Source organism: Methylomonas albis, assembly GCF_014850955.1.
In the GTDB taxonomy this organism is placed as follows: domain Bacteria; phylum Pseudomonadota; class Gammaproteobacteria; order Methylococcales; family Methylomonadaceae; genus Methylomonas; species Methylomonas albis.
Map to the genome: position 1 here is coordinate 2,213,608 of NZ_JACXSS010000001.1, position 18,322 is coordinate 2,231,929.

18 protein-coding genes and 1 pseudogene are annotated in these 18,322 nt (G+C 46.7%); 8 read left to right on the forward strand and 11 right to left on the reverse strand.

Annotated elements, in window-relative coordinates:
• Positions 1 to 335: 335 nt before the first annotated feature.
• Both EBA_RS10200 and EBA_RS10205 read right to left on the reverse strand, forming a co-directional pair.
• Positions 336 to 1,856: a DUF4301 family protein gene (locus EBA_RS10200; protein WP_192374627.1), complete on the reverse strand. Its 1,521-nt coding sequence runs from the start codon at positions 1,854 to 1,856 to the stop codon at positions 336 to 338.
• 52 nt (positions 1,857 to 1,908) lie between these two features.
• On the reverse strand, positions 1,909 to 2,049 hold the full coding sequence (locus EBA_RS10205; RefSeq protein WP_192374628.1) for a hypothetical protein: 141 nt from the start codon (positions 2,047 to 2,049) through the stop codon (positions 1,909 to 1,911).
• A gap of 221 nt (positions 2,050 to 2,270) precedes the next feature.
• Between EBA_RS10205 and EBA_RS10210 the strand changes: the two are divergent.
• Positions 2,271 to 2,552, forward strand: a pseudogene (locus tag EBA_RS10210) (UTP--glucose-1-phosphate uridylyltransferase); the annotation flags it as partial.
• A gap of 22 nt (positions 2,553 to 2,574) precedes the next feature.
• Here EBA_RS10210 and EBA_RS10215 read toward each other — a convergent pair.
• The 4 genes from EBA_RS10215 to dksA are packed head-to-tail and all read right to left on the reverse strand — an operon-like array spanning position 2,575 to position 6,761.
• Entirely contained in the window at positions 2,575 to 3,465 is an 891-nt protein-coding gene (locus EBA_RS10215) for a DMT family transporter (RefSeq protein ID WP_223146663.1), read from the reverse strand.
• A 1-nt stretch (position 3,466) separates the two neighbouring features.
• A complete protein-coding gene (gene acs / locus EBA_RS10220; RefSeq protein ID WP_192374629.1) occupies positions 3,467 to 5,407 on the reverse strand; it encodes an acetate--CoA ligase in 1,941 nt (646 codons plus the stop codon).
• A 26-nt stretch (positions 5,408 to 5,433) separates the two neighbouring features.
• Entirely contained in the window at positions 5,434 to 6,339 is a 906-nt protein-coding gene (gluQRS, locus tag EBA_RS10225) for a tRNA glutamyl-Q(34) synthetase GluQRS (RefSeq protein ID WP_324615378.1), read from the reverse strand.
• A complete protein-coding gene (gene dksA, locus EBA_RS10230) occupies positions 6,330 to 6,761 on the reverse strand; it encodes an RNA polymerase-binding protein DksA (protein ID WP_192374630.1) in 432 nt (143 codons plus the stop codon). Before dksA ends, gluQRS begins: the two co-directional genes overlap by 10 nt.
• Before the next feature lie 110 nt (positions 6,762 to 6,871).
• Between dksA and EBA_RS10235 the strand changes: the two genes are divergently transcribed.
• Genes EBA_RS10235 through EBA_RS10245 form a run of 3 tightly spaced genes read left to right on the forward strand, consistent with a single transcriptional unit; the run spans position 6,872 to position 9,093 of the window.
• Positions 6,872 to 8,035, forward strand: a complete 1,164-nt coding sequence (locus EBA_RS10235) for a pyridoxal phosphate-dependent aminotransferase (protein WP_192374631.1) — start codon at positions 6,872 to 6,874, stop codon at positions 8,033 to 8,035.
• On the forward strand, positions 8,026 to 8,349 hold the full coding sequence (locus EBA_RS10240; protein WP_192374632.1) for a rhodanese-like domain-containing protein: 324 nt from the start codon (positions 8,026 to 8,028) through the stop codon (positions 8,347 to 8,349). Before EBA_RS10235 ends, EBA_RS10240 begins: the two co-directional genes overlap by 10 nt.
• Before the next feature lie 15 nt (positions 8,350 to 8,364).
• A complete protein-coding gene (locus EBA_RS10245) occupies positions 8,365 to 9,093 on the forward strand; it encodes a DUF3581 domain-containing protein (RefSeq protein ID WP_192374633.1) in 729 nt (242 codons plus the stop codon).
• Between the two features lie 101 nt (positions 9,094 to 9,194).
• Here the strand turns inward: EBA_RS10245 and moeA are convergent, their stop codons facing one another.
• Together moeA and mobB are read right to left on the reverse strand one after the other, a co-directional pair.
• Positions 9,195 to 10,439, reverse strand: a complete 1,245-nt coding sequence (gene moeA / locus EBA_RS10250; RefSeq protein WP_192374634.1) for a molybdopterin molybdotransferase MoeA — start codon at positions 10,437 to 10,439, stop codon at positions 9,195 to 9,197.
• Positions 10,432 to 10,956 (reverse strand): molybdopterin-guanine dinucleotide biosynthesis protein B, encoded by a 525-nt coding sequence (gene mobB, locus EBA_RS10255; RefSeq protein WP_192374635.1) that lies wholly within the window; start codon positions 10,954 to 10,956, stop codon positions 10,432 to 10,434. The genes moeA and mobB overlap by 8 nt, the downstream gene beginning before the upstream one ends.
• Before the next feature lie 53 nt (positions 10,957 to 11,009).
• Here mobB and EBA_RS10260 point away from each other — a divergent pair, with 53 nt between their 5' ends.
• Together EBA_RS10260 and rpoS are read left to right on the forward strand one after the other, a co-directional pair.
• Complete coding sequence (locus EBA_RS10260) at positions 11,010 to 11,525, forward strand: DnaJ domain-containing protein (RefSeq protein WP_225616095.1); 516 nt, start codon at positions 11,010 to 11,012, stop codon at positions 11,523 to 11,525.
• Positions 11,526 to 11,993: 468 nt separating this feature from the next.
• A complete protein-coding gene (gene rpoS / locus EBA_RS10265) occupies positions 11,994 to 12,974 on the forward strand; it encodes an RNA polymerase sigma factor RpoS (RefSeq protein WP_192374636.1) in 981 nt (326 codons plus the stop codon).
• Positions 12,975 to 13,049: 75 nt separating this feature from the next.
• Here rpoS and EBA_RS10270 read toward each other — a convergent pair whose 3' ends face one another.
• Complete coding sequence (locus EBA_RS10270) at positions 13,050 to 14,294, reverse strand: hypothetical protein (RefSeq protein WP_192374637.1); 1,245 nt, start codon at positions 14,292 to 14,294, stop codon at positions 13,050 to 13,052.
• Entirely contained in the window at positions 14,288 to 15,790 is a 1,503-nt protein-coding gene (ppx, locus tag EBA_RS10275) for an exopolyphosphatase (protein WP_192374638.1), read from the reverse strand. The genes EBA_RS10270 and ppx overlap by 7 nt, the downstream gene beginning before the upstream one ends.
• 118 nt (positions 15,791 to 15,908) lie before the next feature.
• Between ppx and EBA_RS10280 the strand changes: the two genes are divergently transcribed.
• On the forward strand, positions 15,909 to 16,814 hold the full coding sequence (locus EBA_RS10280; RefSeq protein ID WP_192374639.1) for an ABC transporter ATP-binding protein: 906 nt from the start codon (positions 15,909 to 15,911) through the stop codon (positions 16,812 to 16,814).
• A complete protein-coding gene (locus tag EBA_RS10285; protein WP_192374640.1) occupies positions 16,811 to 17,575 on the forward strand; it encodes an ABC transporter permease in 765 nt (254 codons plus the stop codon). The genes EBA_RS10280 and EBA_RS10285 overlap by 4 nt, the downstream gene beginning before the upstream one ends.
• A 3-nt stretch (positions 17,576 to 17,578) precedes the next feature.
• Here the strand turns inward: EBA_RS10285 and EBA_RS10290 are convergent, their stop codons facing one another.
• The gene (locus tag EBA_RS10290; RefSeq protein ID WP_192374641.1) at positions 17,579 to 18,313 is read right to left on the reverse strand and encodes a helix-turn-helix domain-containing protein; all 735 of its coding nucleotides are present in this window, start codon (positions 18,311 to 18,313) and stop codon (positions 17,579 to 17,581) included.
• Positions 18,314 to 18,322: the final 9 nt, after the last annotated feature.

An 18,322-nucleotide genomic window follows, 5' to 3' on the forward strand; every position in this document is an offset into this window, starting at 1 on the left:
TTCCGGTTGCCGGTCTGGGCACTCGTTCGTTACCTGCAGTGATCCCCGCCATCAAAAACGGACAGTTCAACAAGCGAGTGATTGATAAGTAGACCAAAGCGGAATTTATATGGTGATGTGTATTCTATATACCTTGATCATCCTCACCGATACGGAGAGGAAAATAGCAACAGCAGGTTCAAGAAAGATCGCGCACTTCACTTTTAAATTTGCCATGTTTCCAAAGAAACTGCATCGAGAAAATAAGTATGCAGATAACAAAGCTCATTACAAATATTATGATAAACCTTTTGAATAAATATGATTAAATAATTTTAATTAGAAAAAAAATTATCTTATTTTTGATGTTCAGGACGAAGCAAATCGTTCACTGTTTTTACCGGATTAAATGTTTCGATGGGAACTTCAACAAAAATTGTATTCCAATCGCTCATGGCCCCATTCCAAAGTCCGGGCAACTCTAAAGCTTTCAATTCTTTACCACCCTTGGATTTCGATGAAATAAATCCGGTTTGGTTGTCGACATAATGTAAAAGATTAAATTTTTCGCCTTTATAGTTTTTCACTCCACATACCAAATCAACAGGATTAAAATGTGTTGAATTCATCATTTTAGCTTTTTCAGCAGGATTTGATAAATCAATTTGCGAACTTTCGAGAATTTGAGTAGACACGGTTCTATCTGCATTTACAGTAAGAAAAGGACCACCACCAGGCTCTCCGGTATTTTTAACCATACCACAAACCCTAATCGGACGATTTAGTTTTGATTTCAGATACTGTTTTAATTCACTTTCATTCAATTTATCAATTTCAGGGTGAATGTTGTTAAGTTCCTTTTCGCAAAACAGTGCAATTTCATGTAAGCTTGAAATAGAAATATTCTCTTCATTCAATAATTGAAGATTTTCAAACGCTTTTTGTTGAAGTTTAATCAATAAACCTGCAATAGCTTTCTTATATTTAACTGTTTGGTTTTTAAGATAATCAGGAACCACATTATCAATATTTTTAATAAAAATCACATCTGCATTCAAATCGTTCAGATTTTCAATAAGAGCGCCATGTCCTCCGGGACGAAAAACTAATTTGCCATTTTCGCGAAATGGTTGATTTTGTTCGTCGACAGCTATAGTGTCAGTCGATGGCTTTTGTTCTGAGAAACTGATGTTGAATTTTTTACCCAGTACATTTGCGTATTCAGAAAGTGTATCATTTACATGTTTTTCAAACAGTTGACGGTGTTCAGTTGAAACTGTGAAATGAATATTTACTTCATTCGATGCATTAGAAGCATACAATCCACCTTCCACCAAATGCTCCTGTAGCGAAGTACGTGTTTCGTTATTATATGTGTGAAATAAAAGTAAGCCTTTAGGCAACGCACCATAATTCAAGCCATTACTGTTTAATAAATTAGACACAATAGCTTTCGTCTCTCCATTTTCAATCAAATCATCAATGCTTTTATTATTATTTTTCAAACAACATTCGTTCAAAGCATTGTAAAACGCGAAGTTTTTAATTTCAGTAATAAATTTAATTTCAGCAGGTTTTGTTGGTTCGGCATAATCGGCATCCAAAAACTCATATAAATCTTTAAACATACGACTGGCCGCACCCGATGCCGGAACAAACTTTAGTATTGAAGCATTGGTTTTCAAATAAGAATCCCATGTTTCCAACAAATCATTGATTTGTGAGTCCGAAGCAATGGTAATACCACGCTCTGGTGATGCAGCATTAATGATTTTCAAAAACGGGAAACCGGTTTCAAAACTTTTAAGCTGATAAATAATTTGTGATTCTGAAATACATTTTTCGCTAATTTGCTGTAAATCGTTGATTGAAAGCATGATATTATAATTTTGATGTTGAAAATTCTGTAATATTTATCTGCACAGTTAATTATACGACAAAAGTACAGCTACATTTGGGTGCCTCGAAAAAATCATCAGATGAGAAAATAGCCGCAACCCAATGCTGCAGATAACCGCCATGATCAAAGAAATCCTCTTTGCCGCCGAAGAAGGGCATTGATCTGCCCATAGTAGGGATTGTGGTTGTGGTATCCGACTCCGTAGCCTTTACCAAAATTATCCCCACGTTTCGTGAATCAATCCGGCAGGCCGTATTTGAATCTATCGAAACGGATTACAATCCCATCAGGTTACATTCAACCAACCGCTTTTTAAGTCCGATAGATTTTGAAACCCATTTTTATCAATCACTCGCTTCTTGATCTGTCCATTTTTGACGGTGGAGATCAGCCGCCTAACATCGCCGTTGTTGGTCGCTATATTCTGACTCTGGCGATTTTCGAAAAAATCGAAAATACCGGTCGTGGTGCCGGCGGCGAAATTCAATTGACCGATGCGATTGCTGCGTTGATGAAAGACGAGCAAGTGTTGTCTTACGAATTTGAAGGCAACCGTTACGATTGTGGATCAAAATTCGGTTTCTTGTTGGCTAACGTCGAGTACGGTTTGCTGCATGAGGAAATTAAAGCCGAATTCGCCGCGTATCTGCAACAACGCGTCAGCAAGATTTAGTTCTCAGACGGCGGAATGGCGATTACCCGCCATTCCGTTGTTGTCGGCGATTGACGACTTCGTAAATCAACAGCGCGCACATAATCAGCGCGGTGCCTGCCATGGTTTTCAACGTCAATGGCTCATGATTTACCGTGTAGCCAAGCCCCAATGACATGACAGGCGTCATCAGATTCATCATCGCCACATTGGTGGCTTGCATGTTGGCCAACACAAAATAATACAAAGCAAAACCCAGAGTTGTGGCAATCACACCGAGATATGCAATTGAATACAGGGTTTGCGGTGGAATATTTTCAGGCAAGTTTCCGCCATCCAGCCAATACCAGGTACCGATATAGCATGGCACCGCGATTAACAATCCGCCCGTAACCAATTGTAAAGCCGATAAACGCGCGTCAATCTGCTTGACCCACACCGCGCTGGACGCATGGATAAAGGTAGCCACCAGCACGCCAATCACGCCTTGTAGTGCTAGTTCATCCAATTCCAGCGCCGAGCTGAACATTACCACTAGTCCGCCCATACCCAAACTATAAGCGAATAACTTACCCCAGCCCAGACTATGTTCTTTCAGATACGCGGCCGCCATGAAAGCGGTCATGAACGGGCTTAAACCGAAAATCACCGAAATCCAGCCGGACGGCACGAATTGTGCGGACCAATAGGTCACCAACATGCTGCCGTAAAGCTGAATCGCTACCGCCAGATAAGTCATTAACGCCCGGCGATTGAGGGGTATACGCCGGCGCAATAACAGCAATAGCAACAGCAGACAGGCCAAGCCCGTGGACATCCGTGCCATCGCCCCGAACACGAAGCTGACGCCTATGCTGCTCCATTTAATTGCCAGTGGCGTAGTGGTCCAGACCAGAATGACACTGAAATAGGCAAAAGCCAGGCGGGTTTTCACCTTAAGGCAATTTCAGACGGTTGGCAATTAATTGCTCCACTACGGAAGGATCGGCCAAGGTTGAGGTATCGCCGAGATCGTGAAATTCGTTGGCGGCGATTTTACGCAGGATGCGGCGCATGATTTTGCCGGAACGAGTTTTCGGCAAGCCGGGTGCCCACTGAATGAGATCGGGCAGGGCGATAGCGCTGATTTCTTCGCGAACCAGATCCTTCAATTCGCCTTTCAGACTGCTGTTGCCTTCGATGCCGACGTTTAAGGTGACGTAAGCATAAATCCCTTGGCCTTTAATCGGATGCGGAAAACCGACTACCGCAGCCTCGGCTACCAGGTCGTGCAATACCAATGCGCTTTCGATCTCTGCGGTACCCAAACGGTGGCCGCATACATTTAGAACGTCGTCGATGCGGCCGGTAATCCAGTAATAACCGTCCGCATCGCGCCGCGCGCCGTCACCGGCGAAATAATAGCCGGGGAATTTAGCGAAATAGGTGTCGACAAAGCGCGCGTGATCGCCGTAAATCGTACGAGCTTGACCGGGCCATGGATAAGTCAGTACCAGAACACCTTCCGCTTCGCCTTCTAGGAGGTTTCCATCTGGATCGAGTATCGCCGGTTTTACGCCGAAAAACGGCAATGTGGCTGATCCGGGCTTTAATGGCGTCGAGCCAGGTAACGGCGTGATGAGGATGCCGCCGGTTTCGGTTTGCCACCAGGTATCCACTATCGGGCATCGTTTACTACCTACCACCTGGTAATACCATTCCCAGGCCTCCGGGTTGATCGGTTCACCGACGCTGCCCAGAATGCGCAATGAGCTGCGTTTGGTGCGGGTTACAAAATCATCGCCATGTGCCATCAGTGCGCGAATCGCGGTCGGCGCGGTATAAAAAATATTGACCTGATGTTTGTCGATGACTTGCCAGAATCGGTCCGGATGCGGATAAGTCGGTACGCCCTCGAACATCAAGCTGGTGGCGCCATTGCATAACGGCCCGTACAGCACGTAGGAATGGCCGGTAATCCAACCAATGTCGGCGGTACACCAGTAGACGTCGCCTTCCTGGTAATCGAACACATATTTGTGGGTCATCGCCGCGTACAGCAAATAACCGCCGGTGGTGTGCAGCACGCCCTTCGGTTGGCCGGTGGATCCAGAGGTATACAGGATAAACAAAGGATCTTCGGCGTCCATCATCACCGGCTCGCAGTCGGTTGATGCGGTTTGCATCGCTTCGTGGTAGCAAATATCGCGGCCTGCGGTCCAAGGGATGTCGTGGCCGGTATGCTTGATAACAATGATGGTATTCAGGTTGGGGCACTGATTAGCGGCTTTATCGACATTCAATTTGGAATGCACAACTTTGCCGCCGCGATAGCTTTCGTCGGCACAGATCAACAAGCGGCAATCAGCATCGATGACACGGTCACGTAACGCGTCGGCGGAAAAACCGCCGAAGACGATGGAATGCACCGCGCCTATTCGGGCGCAGGCTAAAATGACTATAGCCGCTTCGGCGATCATCGGCAGATAGATGCAGACTCTATCGCCTTTTTGTACGCCATTGGCTTTTAAAACATTGGCAAATTGGCAAACTTGGGTGTGCAGATCGCGGTATGTCAGTTTACGGTCATGGCTTGGGTCGTCGCCTTCCCAAATCAGCGCGACTTGATCGCCGCGTTTTTCCAGGTGTCTATCCAGGCAATTGACGGTGACGTTAAGCTGGCCGCCTTTGAACCAATGAATTTCGCCTTTGGGGTAGTCGTACTGCAATACTTCTTGCCAAGGTTTATGCCAATCCAAAAATTCGGTGGCCTGTTCGGCCCAAAAAGTTTCCGGTTCGTTTATTGATTGTTGATAGAGTCGCTGATAGTTAGCGCTATCAATATGTGCGCTGGCGGCGATCTGCGGGTTAACCGGATAAATCTTTTGGTCTGACATAACGTAACCTCCTTCTTTGAACGTTATTAATTGTGTTGTAAGCCAGAGACGGCTTGGGTGTTCGTCAAGCGCTCGGCTTGCCAATGTTCGATGGCCCATTCCAGAATACTGTCGATTGCGGCCAGCCGCAAATTGAGCGGTGGATTTTGCTTGAGTAAGGTTAGCAGCAGAAACAAGGTTGGTCCGGCTTGATTTGGATTAACGGCTTCGGCGCGGGTTTGTTTGCTCAGCTTATGGCCCTCTCGGTCGACAATCAACGGAATATGCATGTATCGCGGCGACGGGTAACCCAGCAAACGCTGCAAATAGTGCTGCTTGGGTGTTGAATCCAATAAATCGCAAGCTCTTACCACTTGATTAATCGCTTGTCTTTGATCATCGACGACACAAGCCAATTGGTAAGCGATGATGCCGTCCTTGCGTTTGACGATAAAGTCGCCATACTCGCTGGCCAGATTTTGACTGATTTTACCTTGTAAGGCATCGCTAAAATCAATTGAAACATCAGTCGTTTTAACACGCAAGGCATGAGGTGCGTGGGCCGATTGTTCATTTGTCCGGCAATAGCCCGGATAAATCAGCGGCGAATTCGCCAACAAACTGCGGCTACAGGTGCAAGGGTAAAGCGCATGCTGGTTTTGCAATTGGACAATGGCTTGTTCATATTGCTCGAGATGATCGCTTTGGTAATCCACCTCGCCATCCCAATACAAGCCAAAGCTTTGCAGGCAATATAGGATTTCGTCACCGGCACCTGGCATATTGCGAGGCGTATCGAGATCGTCGATTCGCAAAAGCCATCGCCCTTTATGACGACGGGCATCCAGATAGCTGGCGAGTGCGGTGTATAAAGAACCGAGGTGAAGCGGGCCGGTTGGCGATGGCGCAAACCGGCCGATATACGGTGCGGAATTGGGCAGAATTAACCCAATTGTTTTTCCCTGATTTCATCGAGTGTTTTGCAATCGATGCACAGGTTGGCGGTTGGACGGGCTTCCAGACGGCGAATGCCTATCTCTATGCCGCAGGTTTCGCAGTAGCCGTAGTTGCCGGATTCGATTTCCTTCAACGACTCATCGATTTTCTTGATCAATTTGCGTTCGCGGTCGCGGGTGCGCAGTTCCAGACTGAACTCTGATTCCTGCGTAGCCCGGTCGTTGGGATCCGGAAAGTTGGCCGCTTCGTCCTGCATGTGGTGGACGGTACGATCCACTTCAATCATTAACTCGGATTTCCATTTGTTTAAGATGGCGGAAAAATGGCTCAACTGCGCCTCGTTCATGTACTCTTCGCCTTCTGTTTCTTCATAAGGCTTAAAAGTAAATTCCGATGCGGCAGGGTTAGAATTGTTCATCCAATGACTCCTGGCGGTCTATAAAAAAATCGGGGCTTTTTAACAGAATAGCCGGGGGCAAGCAAGAAGTTTGTTATGATGAAGGCGCTTTTTACTAACGGATTTTGGACATGAAACACCACGTCGCCGAGCGAATGCGCGGCATCAGCTCATTTTATGTGATGGAATTATTACAACGCGCCAAGCAACTCGAACAGCAAGGTCGCGACATTATTCACATGGAAATCGGTGAGCCGGATTTCGAGACACCGCAGGCAATTTTGGACGCTGGTAAGGTGTTTATGCAGGGTAGAGAAGTCAAATATACCGCTGCGGCCGGATTGCCGGAATTGCGTCGCAGTATTGCCGATTACTACCAGACGCAATACGGGGTAAATTTGGATCCAAAACGGGTTTTCATTACGCCTGGCGCTTCCGGCGCGTTTTTGCTGGCGTTTGGTATCAGCCTAAATCCCGGCGAACAAATTTTGATGGCTGATCCTTGTTATCCCTGTAACGATAACTTTGTACAACTATTCGACGGTAAAACGCAGTTTGTGAATGTCGGCGCAGATACGGCTTATCAACTGAATGCCGAATTAATTCGACAGCACTGGCAGCCGGCCAGTAAAGGCGTATTAATTGCTTCACCGTCAAACCCTACCGGTACCCTCATAGGTAACGATGCGCTACGTGATGCGATTCAACAGACCCACGCCTTAGGAGGTTGTTTTTATTCCGACGAGATTTATCACGGACTGGTTTATGGTGAAACAGTCAGCAGCGCGTTGGAATTCAGCGACGATGTGTTTGTGATCAATAGTTTCTCCAAATTCTTTGGCATGACCGGTTGGCGCATCGGTTGGTTGATCGTGCCGGAATATTTTATCGATGCTGTGGAAAAACTGGCGCAAAATATTTTTATTTCTACGCCTACCCATTCTCAATACGCGGCTTTGGCCTGTTTCAGCGCTGAAAATATGACCGAATTGCATAGCCGCCGCGACGAGTTTGAAAAGCGTCGGGATTTTCTTTACGACAACTTGCTGTGCTTGGGTTTTAAAATAGCCTGTAAACCACAAGGGGCGTTTTATATTTATGCCGATTGCAGTGCGTTTACCGACGACAGTTTTGAGTTTGCCAGGCAGCTGCTAGAACAAGAAGGGGTGGCGGTAACACCCGGCAAAGACTTTGGTCATTACCTGGCCAATCAGCACATTCGATTTGCATATACCGCCTCAATCGATAGAATGACTGCCGCGCTTCAAAGACTGGAAAGATTCATATGCCCATAAGCCAATATACCCCGCAACAGCTACAACAGCGTTTACAGGACGACCCGTCGGTATTTTTACTGGACGTTAGAGAGCCTCATGAGTTCGCCTACGCTAAGATTGCCGGTAGCGTGTTAATACCGCTACAGCAAATACCGGCACGCTTCGATGAGGTGCCTGCCGATCGAGATGTGGTGGTGATTTGCCATCACGGTATGCGTAGTCAGCAAGCTTGCAATTTTTTGCAGAACTCCGGATTTCAAAACTTGATTAATTTGAAAGGCGGTATCGATGCCTGGTCCGTCATTTGTGATCCGTCTGTTCCACGCTACTAAATAATATATAAATTTATGTTTTTAAAAGAATACTATGCCATTCAGGATGGCAGTGTCGCTATCAGCGCCGCACAGGCCAGCATGTTTGCTAAGGAAGTTGCTCATGACTTCAACCCCTTGCACGACGAAGACGCCAAACGCTTTTGCGTGCCTGGCGATTTGTTGTTTTCGCTGGTGCTGGATAAATACGGTCTTAGTCAGAACATGCATTTCATTTTTTCCGGTATGGTCGGTCACGGCGTGTTGTTGAACTTTCCTGATGATGACGCCGAAAAAATCGATGTCACCGACAACCAAGGTAAGACCTATTTGCAGATTGAACGCTCTGGCGATGTGATCCGCGATCCTGCTTTAATCGAGGCATTGATCCGCGATTATGTGGCTTTTTCCGGGCAGAATTTCCCGTATGTGTTGGTACCTTTATTGGCTAAAGAGCAAGTGATGTTCAATATAGATCGGCCTTTGGTGATCTATGAAAGCATGACCTTGACCTTAAACCGGATGGACTTTCACGAACCGCGCTTGGAAATGCTGGAGCCGAAAATGGAAGTCAACGGCAAACGGGCCACAGCTTATCTTTATTTCCAAATCAAATGCGGTGAAGAAGTGGTTGGTTCTGGCTGCAAAAAATTAGCGGTCAGCGGTTTGCGCGATTATGAAGCCGAGCCGATGCAGGCATTCGTAGACGAATATCTGGCAAGAAAACATGGTTATTTAGGAGATCTTGCGGAAGCCACTGCTTAGGCACGTATTCTGCCGTTCGATTAAGGCGCGGAAGTTTCGAGTTTTTCAGCCGGAACGTGTAGAACACTCCGGCTGGTACTGCATAAGTAGCGCTTTAGCGGTCATAGCACCGCGCTAAAAGGCTCCACTGTCACCATCTCACCCGCATCAATGCCGCTGCTGGCCGCATCCATTACAATAAAACAATTAGACTGACTGGCAACTTTCAATTGATGAGAGTCTTGTTGACCGGCAAGACGGACGACTAATTCACCGTCGGCTGATTGGCACAGGATGCCACGTTGATATTCTTGACGCCCGTGCGATTTTTTTAGCGGGCTGTCGCACCGGACTCGTAAACGCAACGCCTGCGTGGCTGGCGCACCAGCAAGCCTTTCCAAGCCTGGTTTTACGAATTTCTCGTAAGTGACTAAAACGGCGACAGGATTGCCGGGTAAACCGAAAAACCAGCACTCGCCGATTTTGCCAAAAGCCAGCGGTTTTCCGGGTTTTATTGCCAGTTTCCAGAAACTCACCTGTCCGCATTTTTCCAGAGTTTGTTTGACAAAATCCGCATCTCCAACCGATGCGCCACCGGTAGATATGATGACATCATGTTGCTGGGCTGCGTGCCTGAAGGTTTGTTCAAGTTTAAATTGATCGTCGACAACGATGCCCAAGTCGCTGACCATATGGTTTGGGTCGGACAGTAATCCTGCTAACAAATAGCGGTTGCTGTCGTAGATTTGACCGGTGGCAAGCGGTTCCCCCAATGGTACCAATTCGTCGCCTGTCGAGAAAAAGCCTATTCTGAGTTTGCGTTTGACGCTGATTTTGTCGACGCCTGCTGCGGCCAGCAGGCTGAGGTCGCGAGCGGTAAGCTTTTTGGGTGCGCTAACTAACTCCTCATGCTGTTTAACGTCGCTGCCGGCCGCGCGTATATTCTTATACGGCTGCCAATCCAGGGGAAGTGATACAGTGTTACCATCCACTTCGATTTGTTCTTGAGTAATAACGCTGTCTGCGAATGAAGGGACCACAGCGCCAGTAAATATTCTGACACATTGGCCCGGCATCTGCGGCGCCAAGAACGGTTGTCCGGCCCAAGCGGTGCCTATCAATTGCATTTTAGGCGGATGCCCGGCAGATATATCGCTCGCGGCAAACGCGTAACCATCCATCGCTGCGGTACGTTGTGGAGGAATGTCGATAGGTGAGACCACGCTATCGGCAAGTATCCTGCCTAGCGCCTGGGGCAAAGCGATTACTTCCAGATCGGTGATGACCTCGATGGCTTTGCGGATTTCCAATAGCGCTTGTTGGACGCTTAATAAATTGTGTTTGTTGGGATAACAGATGTCAGTCACGTTGGCGCTTTAGAAAGATTTCGATAATGTATTCGGCGATGGCCTGCGGATCGTTTAGGTCAAGGCATGGCAAAGCCGCCGTTATAGATAAAGGTTGATCGCTCGCTATTGCGATAATCGACGGATCTTTTGGATAAAGTAACGGTTTGCCCAGGCTAGGTCTGCAGAGTTCTATTTTCGGGTAGCTCTCGTGCCTAAACCCTTCTACCAAAATCAAGTCCAGACCCGCTTTGGGAAATAGGGCAATTTGTTCAGCTAGCGAAATGTCAGCATCAGCAGGCAGTTCGCTAATTATCGCACGCCGGTATTGGGAGATAAGCATAACAGGAGTGGCGCCCGCTTCGCGCAGCCGAAAACTATCTTTGCCGGGTTGATCAATCTCGAAGTCGTGATGACTGTGTTTGATCACACCGATTTGCAGATTATGTGCTTTCAGTATCGGGATAAGTTTTGTCAATAAACTGGTTTTACCGGTGCCGCTAGCGGCCGCGAAGCCGAGGACTGGTGGGGTGAACATGAGTATCTCTACGATTGTCGAACTGCCAGTATTCTAAGTTATTATGATGTGCATTGGTTGAAGCGTTTGGAGAGTCGGTGATACGCATAGTGATGTTGTTGGTAGCGCTAGTGGCAATTTTAATGCTGCCTGGGTTTATGAAGGCCCCCGCCGAATTGCGTAGCAAACGTCTTAAACAACTAGCCTGGGCCGCCGCTGCGCTGATTTTCATCGTCTTGATGCTTAGTGGAAAGCTTAGTGGTCTGCTCGCATTATTCGGCGTAATCTTCGCATTTTTGCTGCGCTCGATGCCTCTCATATTGAGGTATGCTCCGCAACTTCATAGCATTTGGCGGCGATTCAAATCTGGCAGTCCACAAGATGGTAAGTCAGCTCCAGGGGGCGCTCGAAAAGCCAGCATGACAAAAGCTGAAGCTTTAGGGGTTTTGGGGCTTAGGCCCGGCGCAACGGAAGAAGAAATTATTCAGGCGCACCGGAAACTTATTTCGCGGTTTCATCCTGATCGAGGTGGTTCAGATTATTTGGCGGCCCAAATTAATCAAGCCAAAAAAACATTGTTAGTCCGGTGAAAAGATATGGCCTGAAATTTGTCTCAGAATTATGAATACTTATAATTCTTTAAATATATGTGATGGGTATCACTTTCTTATTTTCATAATTTAGAAGTGGCTCATATTTTGGTTTCATTTTGCTGATTTTAGCCTTTAAACGGCTAGGTAGGGCGTTATGAATAAAACTCAAAAAAGAGATGTGGACCACAAAAATATGAGTAAATTCAATTTATAAGATAAATCTTTTAAAGTTATACTGGCACTCGCCGTTAAGGTCTGTGTCCTCGGGTTGAATAGAACGGAAACTGGAAAAAAGAGGCATGATGTTCTTAAGATTTTTTCTGTTGGCTGAGGTGGTTTAGACAGCTAACAGGGCAGGCTCCATTGTTGGGTTTCAATCTTATACGCATTTGAATAGTTATACGGCGAGACACTTACCAATAAAAATAACAGAATCAGCAAGCCAAAATACCTGGGAGATTAATCATGATGGAAGAAACGATAGATGTAATTAAAGATATGGATGTTCCAGATTTCATTTCTTTTGATGATGTCGATGACGAAGTTGTAGAAATCGATCCGAATGAAACGTTTAAGCTGGTCGAGATAGAAAGTAACGAATCGCAAAACGAAAGTACTTTTGATGCTACGCGAGCATATCTAAATGAACTTAGTAAATCCCAACTGTTAACTGCTGACGAAGAGAAAATTTACGGCAGACGCACTCAGCAAGGCGATCCACAAGCCCGAAAAATCATGATTGAAAGTAATTTACGTCTGGTTGTGAAAATTTCCAGGCGCTATTTAAACAGAGGCCTGCCTCTGCTTGATCTGATTGAAGAAGGTAATTTGGGATTGATCCGAGCGGTAGAAAAATTCGATCCTGACCGTGGCTTTAGATTTTCAACGTATGCAACGTGGTGGATCAGACAGACCATAGAACGAGCCATTATGAACCAGACCCGTACCATTCGTCTGCCGATTCATATTGTTAAGGAAATGAACATTTATTTGAAAGCGCAGCGCAATTTAGCACAACAGCTTGATCATGAACCAACTGTCGATGAAATAGCGCGGCATCTGGATAAGCCCGCTAAAACCGTCAGTAAAATGCTTAAACTTAACGAACGGGTCACATCCGTTGATGTTTCTTTCGGTAAGGATTTTGATAAACCTCTGTTGGAAACCATTTCCGAAGAAGAAAGCCGTAATCCAGCTGAAATTTTGCAAGATGACTTCATCCAAAATAATGTCACTTATTGGGTTTATCAACTTGCCGAGAAGCAGCGTGAAGTTATTTGCCGCAGATACGGTCTTTGTGGTTTCGAAAACGCAACTCTGGAGCAAGTTGCGCTTGAGCTGGGTGTAACTCGCGAAAGAGTTAGACAGATACAAATGGACGGTTTGAAACGCCTCAAAGAAATTCTTGAAAGCAGCGGCTATTCGTTCGAATCAATTTTTAGCTAATAGTAAAATCTAGCCCATAGCAAACCAGAGTAGTGTGGCGTTGTCAGATCTGGTTTGGGTGCTGGGTATTAAAAATTAAGACCCCATTATTCGATATAGCGGCAAGGCTGAAATCCTCGCATCAATTTGTTGGATGAGTTCGTTGTATGCGGAACTTCCTATGGACTGAAATTTGCTCGTGAACGTTTGTTCATCCATATTCTCGGGTAAATCCTGTACTTCCGGGATGATGGACGAATAATCTTTAGTGCTAGACATTATTTTCTGTAATTCTCTGGCTTTTGTGATTGATGCAACGGCTATTTGACCGAATCGGGTTCCCGCCCGATCCGCAGTCAGATCGACGAAGCTGAAGCCGCTACCTTTTTGCGCATCTCCCAATTCTTTATCTATGCCGATTTGCTCGCCTAGCAATGAGGAATCTATGATCGCCAATAGTGCCGAAGCAATAAAATGCTGAGGTATATCCACTCGTTTATATGCAAATACGGGATATTCCTTACTGTATACCAAGCCCAGAGGCAGATAACGGCGTAAGTCGTGTTTATAGATATAACTGCCAACCGCAATGATAATCGCCCGATTTTCTTGAATCGCATCGTCCTCCGGGGTTTGTTGATACGCCGTTAGAAACAGTGGTTGTAGCAAATCAGTTAACGACAGGCGCCAATTGGGATCATGTTGGCCAACGATTTCGTTAATTTGCTGTTGATAGCGATGCAGATTTGGATAATCCCGATGTTTTTGGATAGCCAATTGCTTGGCCGCATCGACAATGGAGCCTAGATAACTAATTTCCAGGGCTTGTGGGCTAATGCGTACTTTCTTGACGTATTGGCTCAGTAGTTGCCAATGTTGTTCGAGCGGTGTGTGATGAACGATAGCGGGAATCAGGATATTTGCTGCCGGATCGGGAATGGAGATTTCGCCAATTTTCAAGGACTTGATAGTGATGGAGTCGTCCACTTGACGGAGACTGAAACTAAAATCGAGATACCTACCCCAGGGGCTTTTGGGTACAAATATCGCTATTTGTATCATTAATCTGTCATTAATAATCTGAATTTGCGTTGTATTTTCCGCAAAGTGGTTTAGCAGATAACTTACTGCAATATTCAAGTCCTTTTGATCCAGACTAACTATTTTAAGTTGACCTCTTTCCTCCGGCGCTACATGCAATAGCAGTTTCGCGCGCTGAATATCATCACGGTTCAAGCCATGATGGATTTTTAACAAAGGCGTATCGTCGATTGCGAAAAACAATAGTCCTACGAACAATATTGCTAGTGAAAGTAGGGTGTATAGCAGGAGTTTCAGCATTGATCGAAGATAAGATTAAAGCGGGCCTCCTTGAGGTAGTACATTTCTTGTTTCAGATCGGCATGTGTCAGCGGTGCTTGTTCAAGCCAAGGCCCCGGAAAGTCTATTTTTATATCCTGACCATCTATCATGATAGTAAAGTCAGGGCGCTTACTATTGCGATTGCGATGCAGCAACGTGGCCAGCCGAAACACCACAGCCATAATCGGCGCATGCTGCCGCCAGGGCGGTGGTAAATCCGCAAATCGGCTCAAACTAAGTTTTTTGCGGTGACTACGCACCAGTTTCGATAGCAGCAACTGATCTTGTTTGGAAAAGCCCGCCAAATCGCCATTCGCAATAATATAGGCGCTGTGTTTGTGGTATTGGCTATGGGCAATCTCGAAGCCAATCTCATGCAATTCCGCGGCCCATTCCAAGAACTGTAAGCTGGCTGGATTGTCGTTAAAGCAAGGGAAACTATCCAGTTGCTGAACAATGTAACGCAAGGTTTCTTTGAGTTGTTCGCTGTGGAAGGTGTCGGTGTGGTAACGGGCGGCAATGGTTTGGGCAGTCTGCGAACGGACGTCATCATTGTAAATTCTGCCCAGCAGGTCCTGCACCAAACCTTCCCGCAATGCCCCATCTGAAACCGTCATTTGCTGGATGTTCAAGTTTTTGAACGTGGCATAGACAATTGCTACCGCACCGATAAACACCGGTCGCCGTTCGATGCTCAAGGCCGGAAAGCTGATCTCTTCGATTCGATTATATTTCAATAGGTGCGCGACCAACTGTTCCAGTCCTTCGTTGGTAATGCCGTTATTACTCCACCCCATGGTTTGTAGGACATTACTGATAGCTTTCAGGCTGCCGGAGGCACCGATGGCTTCGTCCCAGTTTTTGGAGTTGAAAGTGTTTAGAAAAGGTTCCAGATGTTGCTCTGCATGTAGCATCGCCTTACGGAAGGATTTTTTAGACAGCGCACCGTTTTTGAAAAAGTTCTGGCTGACTGTGACACAACCCATGTTCAGGCTTTCTTTGGTATGGGCAATATCATCGCGGCCGATAATGTACTCCGTGCTACTGCCGCCAATGTCCATCACAAAGCGGTTATTGGCATTGCTGCCCAGACTGTGGGCCACACCTTGGTAAATTAACCGCGCTTCTTCAATGCCCGAAATGATATGGATCGGATGCCCTAAGGCTTTTTCAGCCTTATTAATGAATTGTTGTGAGTTCCTAGCGATGCGCAAAGTATTAGTACCGACAATCGCGACACTGTTGGGCGCGAAATCACGGATGCGTTGACCGAAACGCTCCAGGCAGGCTAGAGCCCGCTCTTGCGTGATGGGGTCTAGATTTTTGTGTTGATCCAGTCCGGCGGCCAGCCGCACCATTTCTTTCAAGCGGTCGATAGTTTGTAATTTGCCGTTCTGTAAACTGCATATGATCATGTGAAAACTGTTGGAACCAAGATCGACGGCAGCAACACTGGTCGGTATTTGATGTGGCAAGAGTCTATTCCTGTTCAGGCTGCTGAGGGTTGGCGAATTCTGATAGAATCGTAAAGCTTTGTTGGCGTATTTTTAAAGAACGCGTCAATTTCTTTGCCCAAGATTATAACATTAGAGCATGACGGCTTTATCCATCCAAAACCTAAAAAAGACCTATAACAATGGCTTTCTGGCCTTGATAGGCGTGGATCTCGATGTCCAGCGCGGCGACTTTTTCGCGTTGTTGGGTCCCAATGGCGCCGGCAAATCGACCTTGATCGGCATCATCAGTTCGCTGGTCAACAAAACCAGCGGATCGGTCAGCATCTTCGGTCACGATTTGGATAAAGATAATGTTGCTGCCAAAACCTGTATTGGCGTGGTACCTCAGGAAGTCAACTTCAATCAGTTCGAAACCAGCATGAGTGTGGTGATGAACCAAGCCGGCTATTATGGCATTCCGCGCAAGCAAGCCTTGCAGCGCACCGAACAATGCTTGCGGCAAATGGAGTTGTGGGATAAGCGCGATGTAGTGTCTCGGCGTTTGTCCGGCGGTATGAAGCGGCGCTTGATGATAGCCAGAGCGATGGTACATTCGCCGCGCTTGTTGATACTGGACGAACCTACCGCCGGCGTTGATATCGAGATCCGTCGCTCGATGTGGGAAATGATGCAGGAGGTAAACAAGCAGGGCACCACTATCATTTTGACTACCCATTATCTGGAAGAAGCCGAAAGCCTGTGCCGGAATATCGCCATCATCAATAACGGCCAAATCATCGAGAAATCGGCGATGAACAGCTTGTTGAGTCGCTTGCATACCGATCATTTCGTATTGGATATTGCCCGCCCGCTGAGCGTCGCGCCGATGATAGAGGGGTACGACATTGCTCTGAATGCCGACACCGTATTGGATGTGGCTGTACCGAAAAGCCTCGGTCTAAACCGATTATTTCAGGCGCTATCTGAGCAACATATCGAAGTCCTCAGCCTGCGGAACAAGTCCAATCGACTGGAACAATTATTTTTGGATTTGGTGCAATGAATTATTCGGTCGCATTTTTTACGATTTTAATCAAAGAAATCCGCCGTTTCACCCGGATTTGGCCGCAAACCTTATTGCCGCCGGCCATTACCACGGCGCTGTATTTTCTAATCTTCGGCAAGTTGATCGGTGACCGTATCGGTTTGGTGCACGGCGTCAGCTATATGGATTACATCGTACCCGGCATTATTCTGATGTCAGTGATCAGTCATTCGTACTCCAATGTGGTGTCCTCGTTTTATTCCACTAAATTTCAGCGCCATATCGAAGAGCTCTTGGTGGCACCGGTGCCGAACTACGTGATTTTGGCCGGTTACGTTTGCGGGGGTATCGTTCGCGGGGTGTTGGTTGGCGTGGTGGTCGCGGGTATTTCTATGCTGTTTACCCAGACTACGATTCTGCATTGGGACGTCGCGGTCATAGTGTTTGTGCTGACTGCAACCTTGTTCGCACTAGCCGGTTTCATCAATGCAGTGTTCGCCGATAGTTTCGACGATATTTCCATCATCCCCAACTTTGTACTGACGCCGTTGAGCTATCTGGGCGGCGTATTTTATTCGGTAGAGATGCTGCCAGGGATTTGGCAAAAAATCGCACAGGCTAACCCGATTTTATACATGATCAACGCCTTTCGTTACGGCATGATTGGCGTAAGCGATGTGGGCATCGAACTGGCTTTCGCGATGACGGGCGGGTTTATTGTGTTCTTAACCGCACTTAGTTTGCTGCTGCTGCATAAAGGTATCGGTATTAAAAACTGATTTTTATTCCAGAGGCAGCAACATATTGCGTAAAGCGACAAGATCTTTGATCGCAATAAAGCGATTTTGCACCACGATTAAGTTGTCGTCCTGAAATTTTTTCAGCAACCTGCTCACCGTTTCCAAGGCCAAACCCAGGTGATTTCCGATTTCCTGACGGGTGAGCGACAGTTTGAATTCCGACGACGAAAATCCACGCCGCTTCAGCCTTTCTGACAAGCTGATCAAAAAATAAGCCAAGCGTTCTTCCGCCGGTCTTTTGCTTAGCACCAGCTGATTTTTGTCTTCCAGCATTTTCTCGCCGGTATGCCGGAACAATTCGCGCGTCAGGCTGGGCATGTTCTTGAACAAGTCTTCCATATTGTCGGCCGGTAGGATGCAGAAACTCATAGTTTCCAAGGCAATCGCCGCGCAGCCGTGCTTTTCGGCGGATAGACCGTCGAAGCCCAGCAATTCGCCGGGCAACAGAATATTCAAAATATGCTCGTTGCCATGGCTATCGTTAGCCACCAGTTTGGCACTGCCGGACTTTATAGCCAGAATGCCGCGGAAATTGTCGCCTTCACGGTAGATAAAGTCGCCGCGCTGTAACGTCTTGCGGGCTTTGACCACTTGGCTGATGTTATTGATCTCGGCTTGCGACAGGCCGCGTGGTAAACAAATATTATCCAGACTGCAATTAATGCAACTGACTTGGTTTTTACTCGGTGCGACCGCTTGAGTTTTTGATGAAAGCATAGGTTTTGG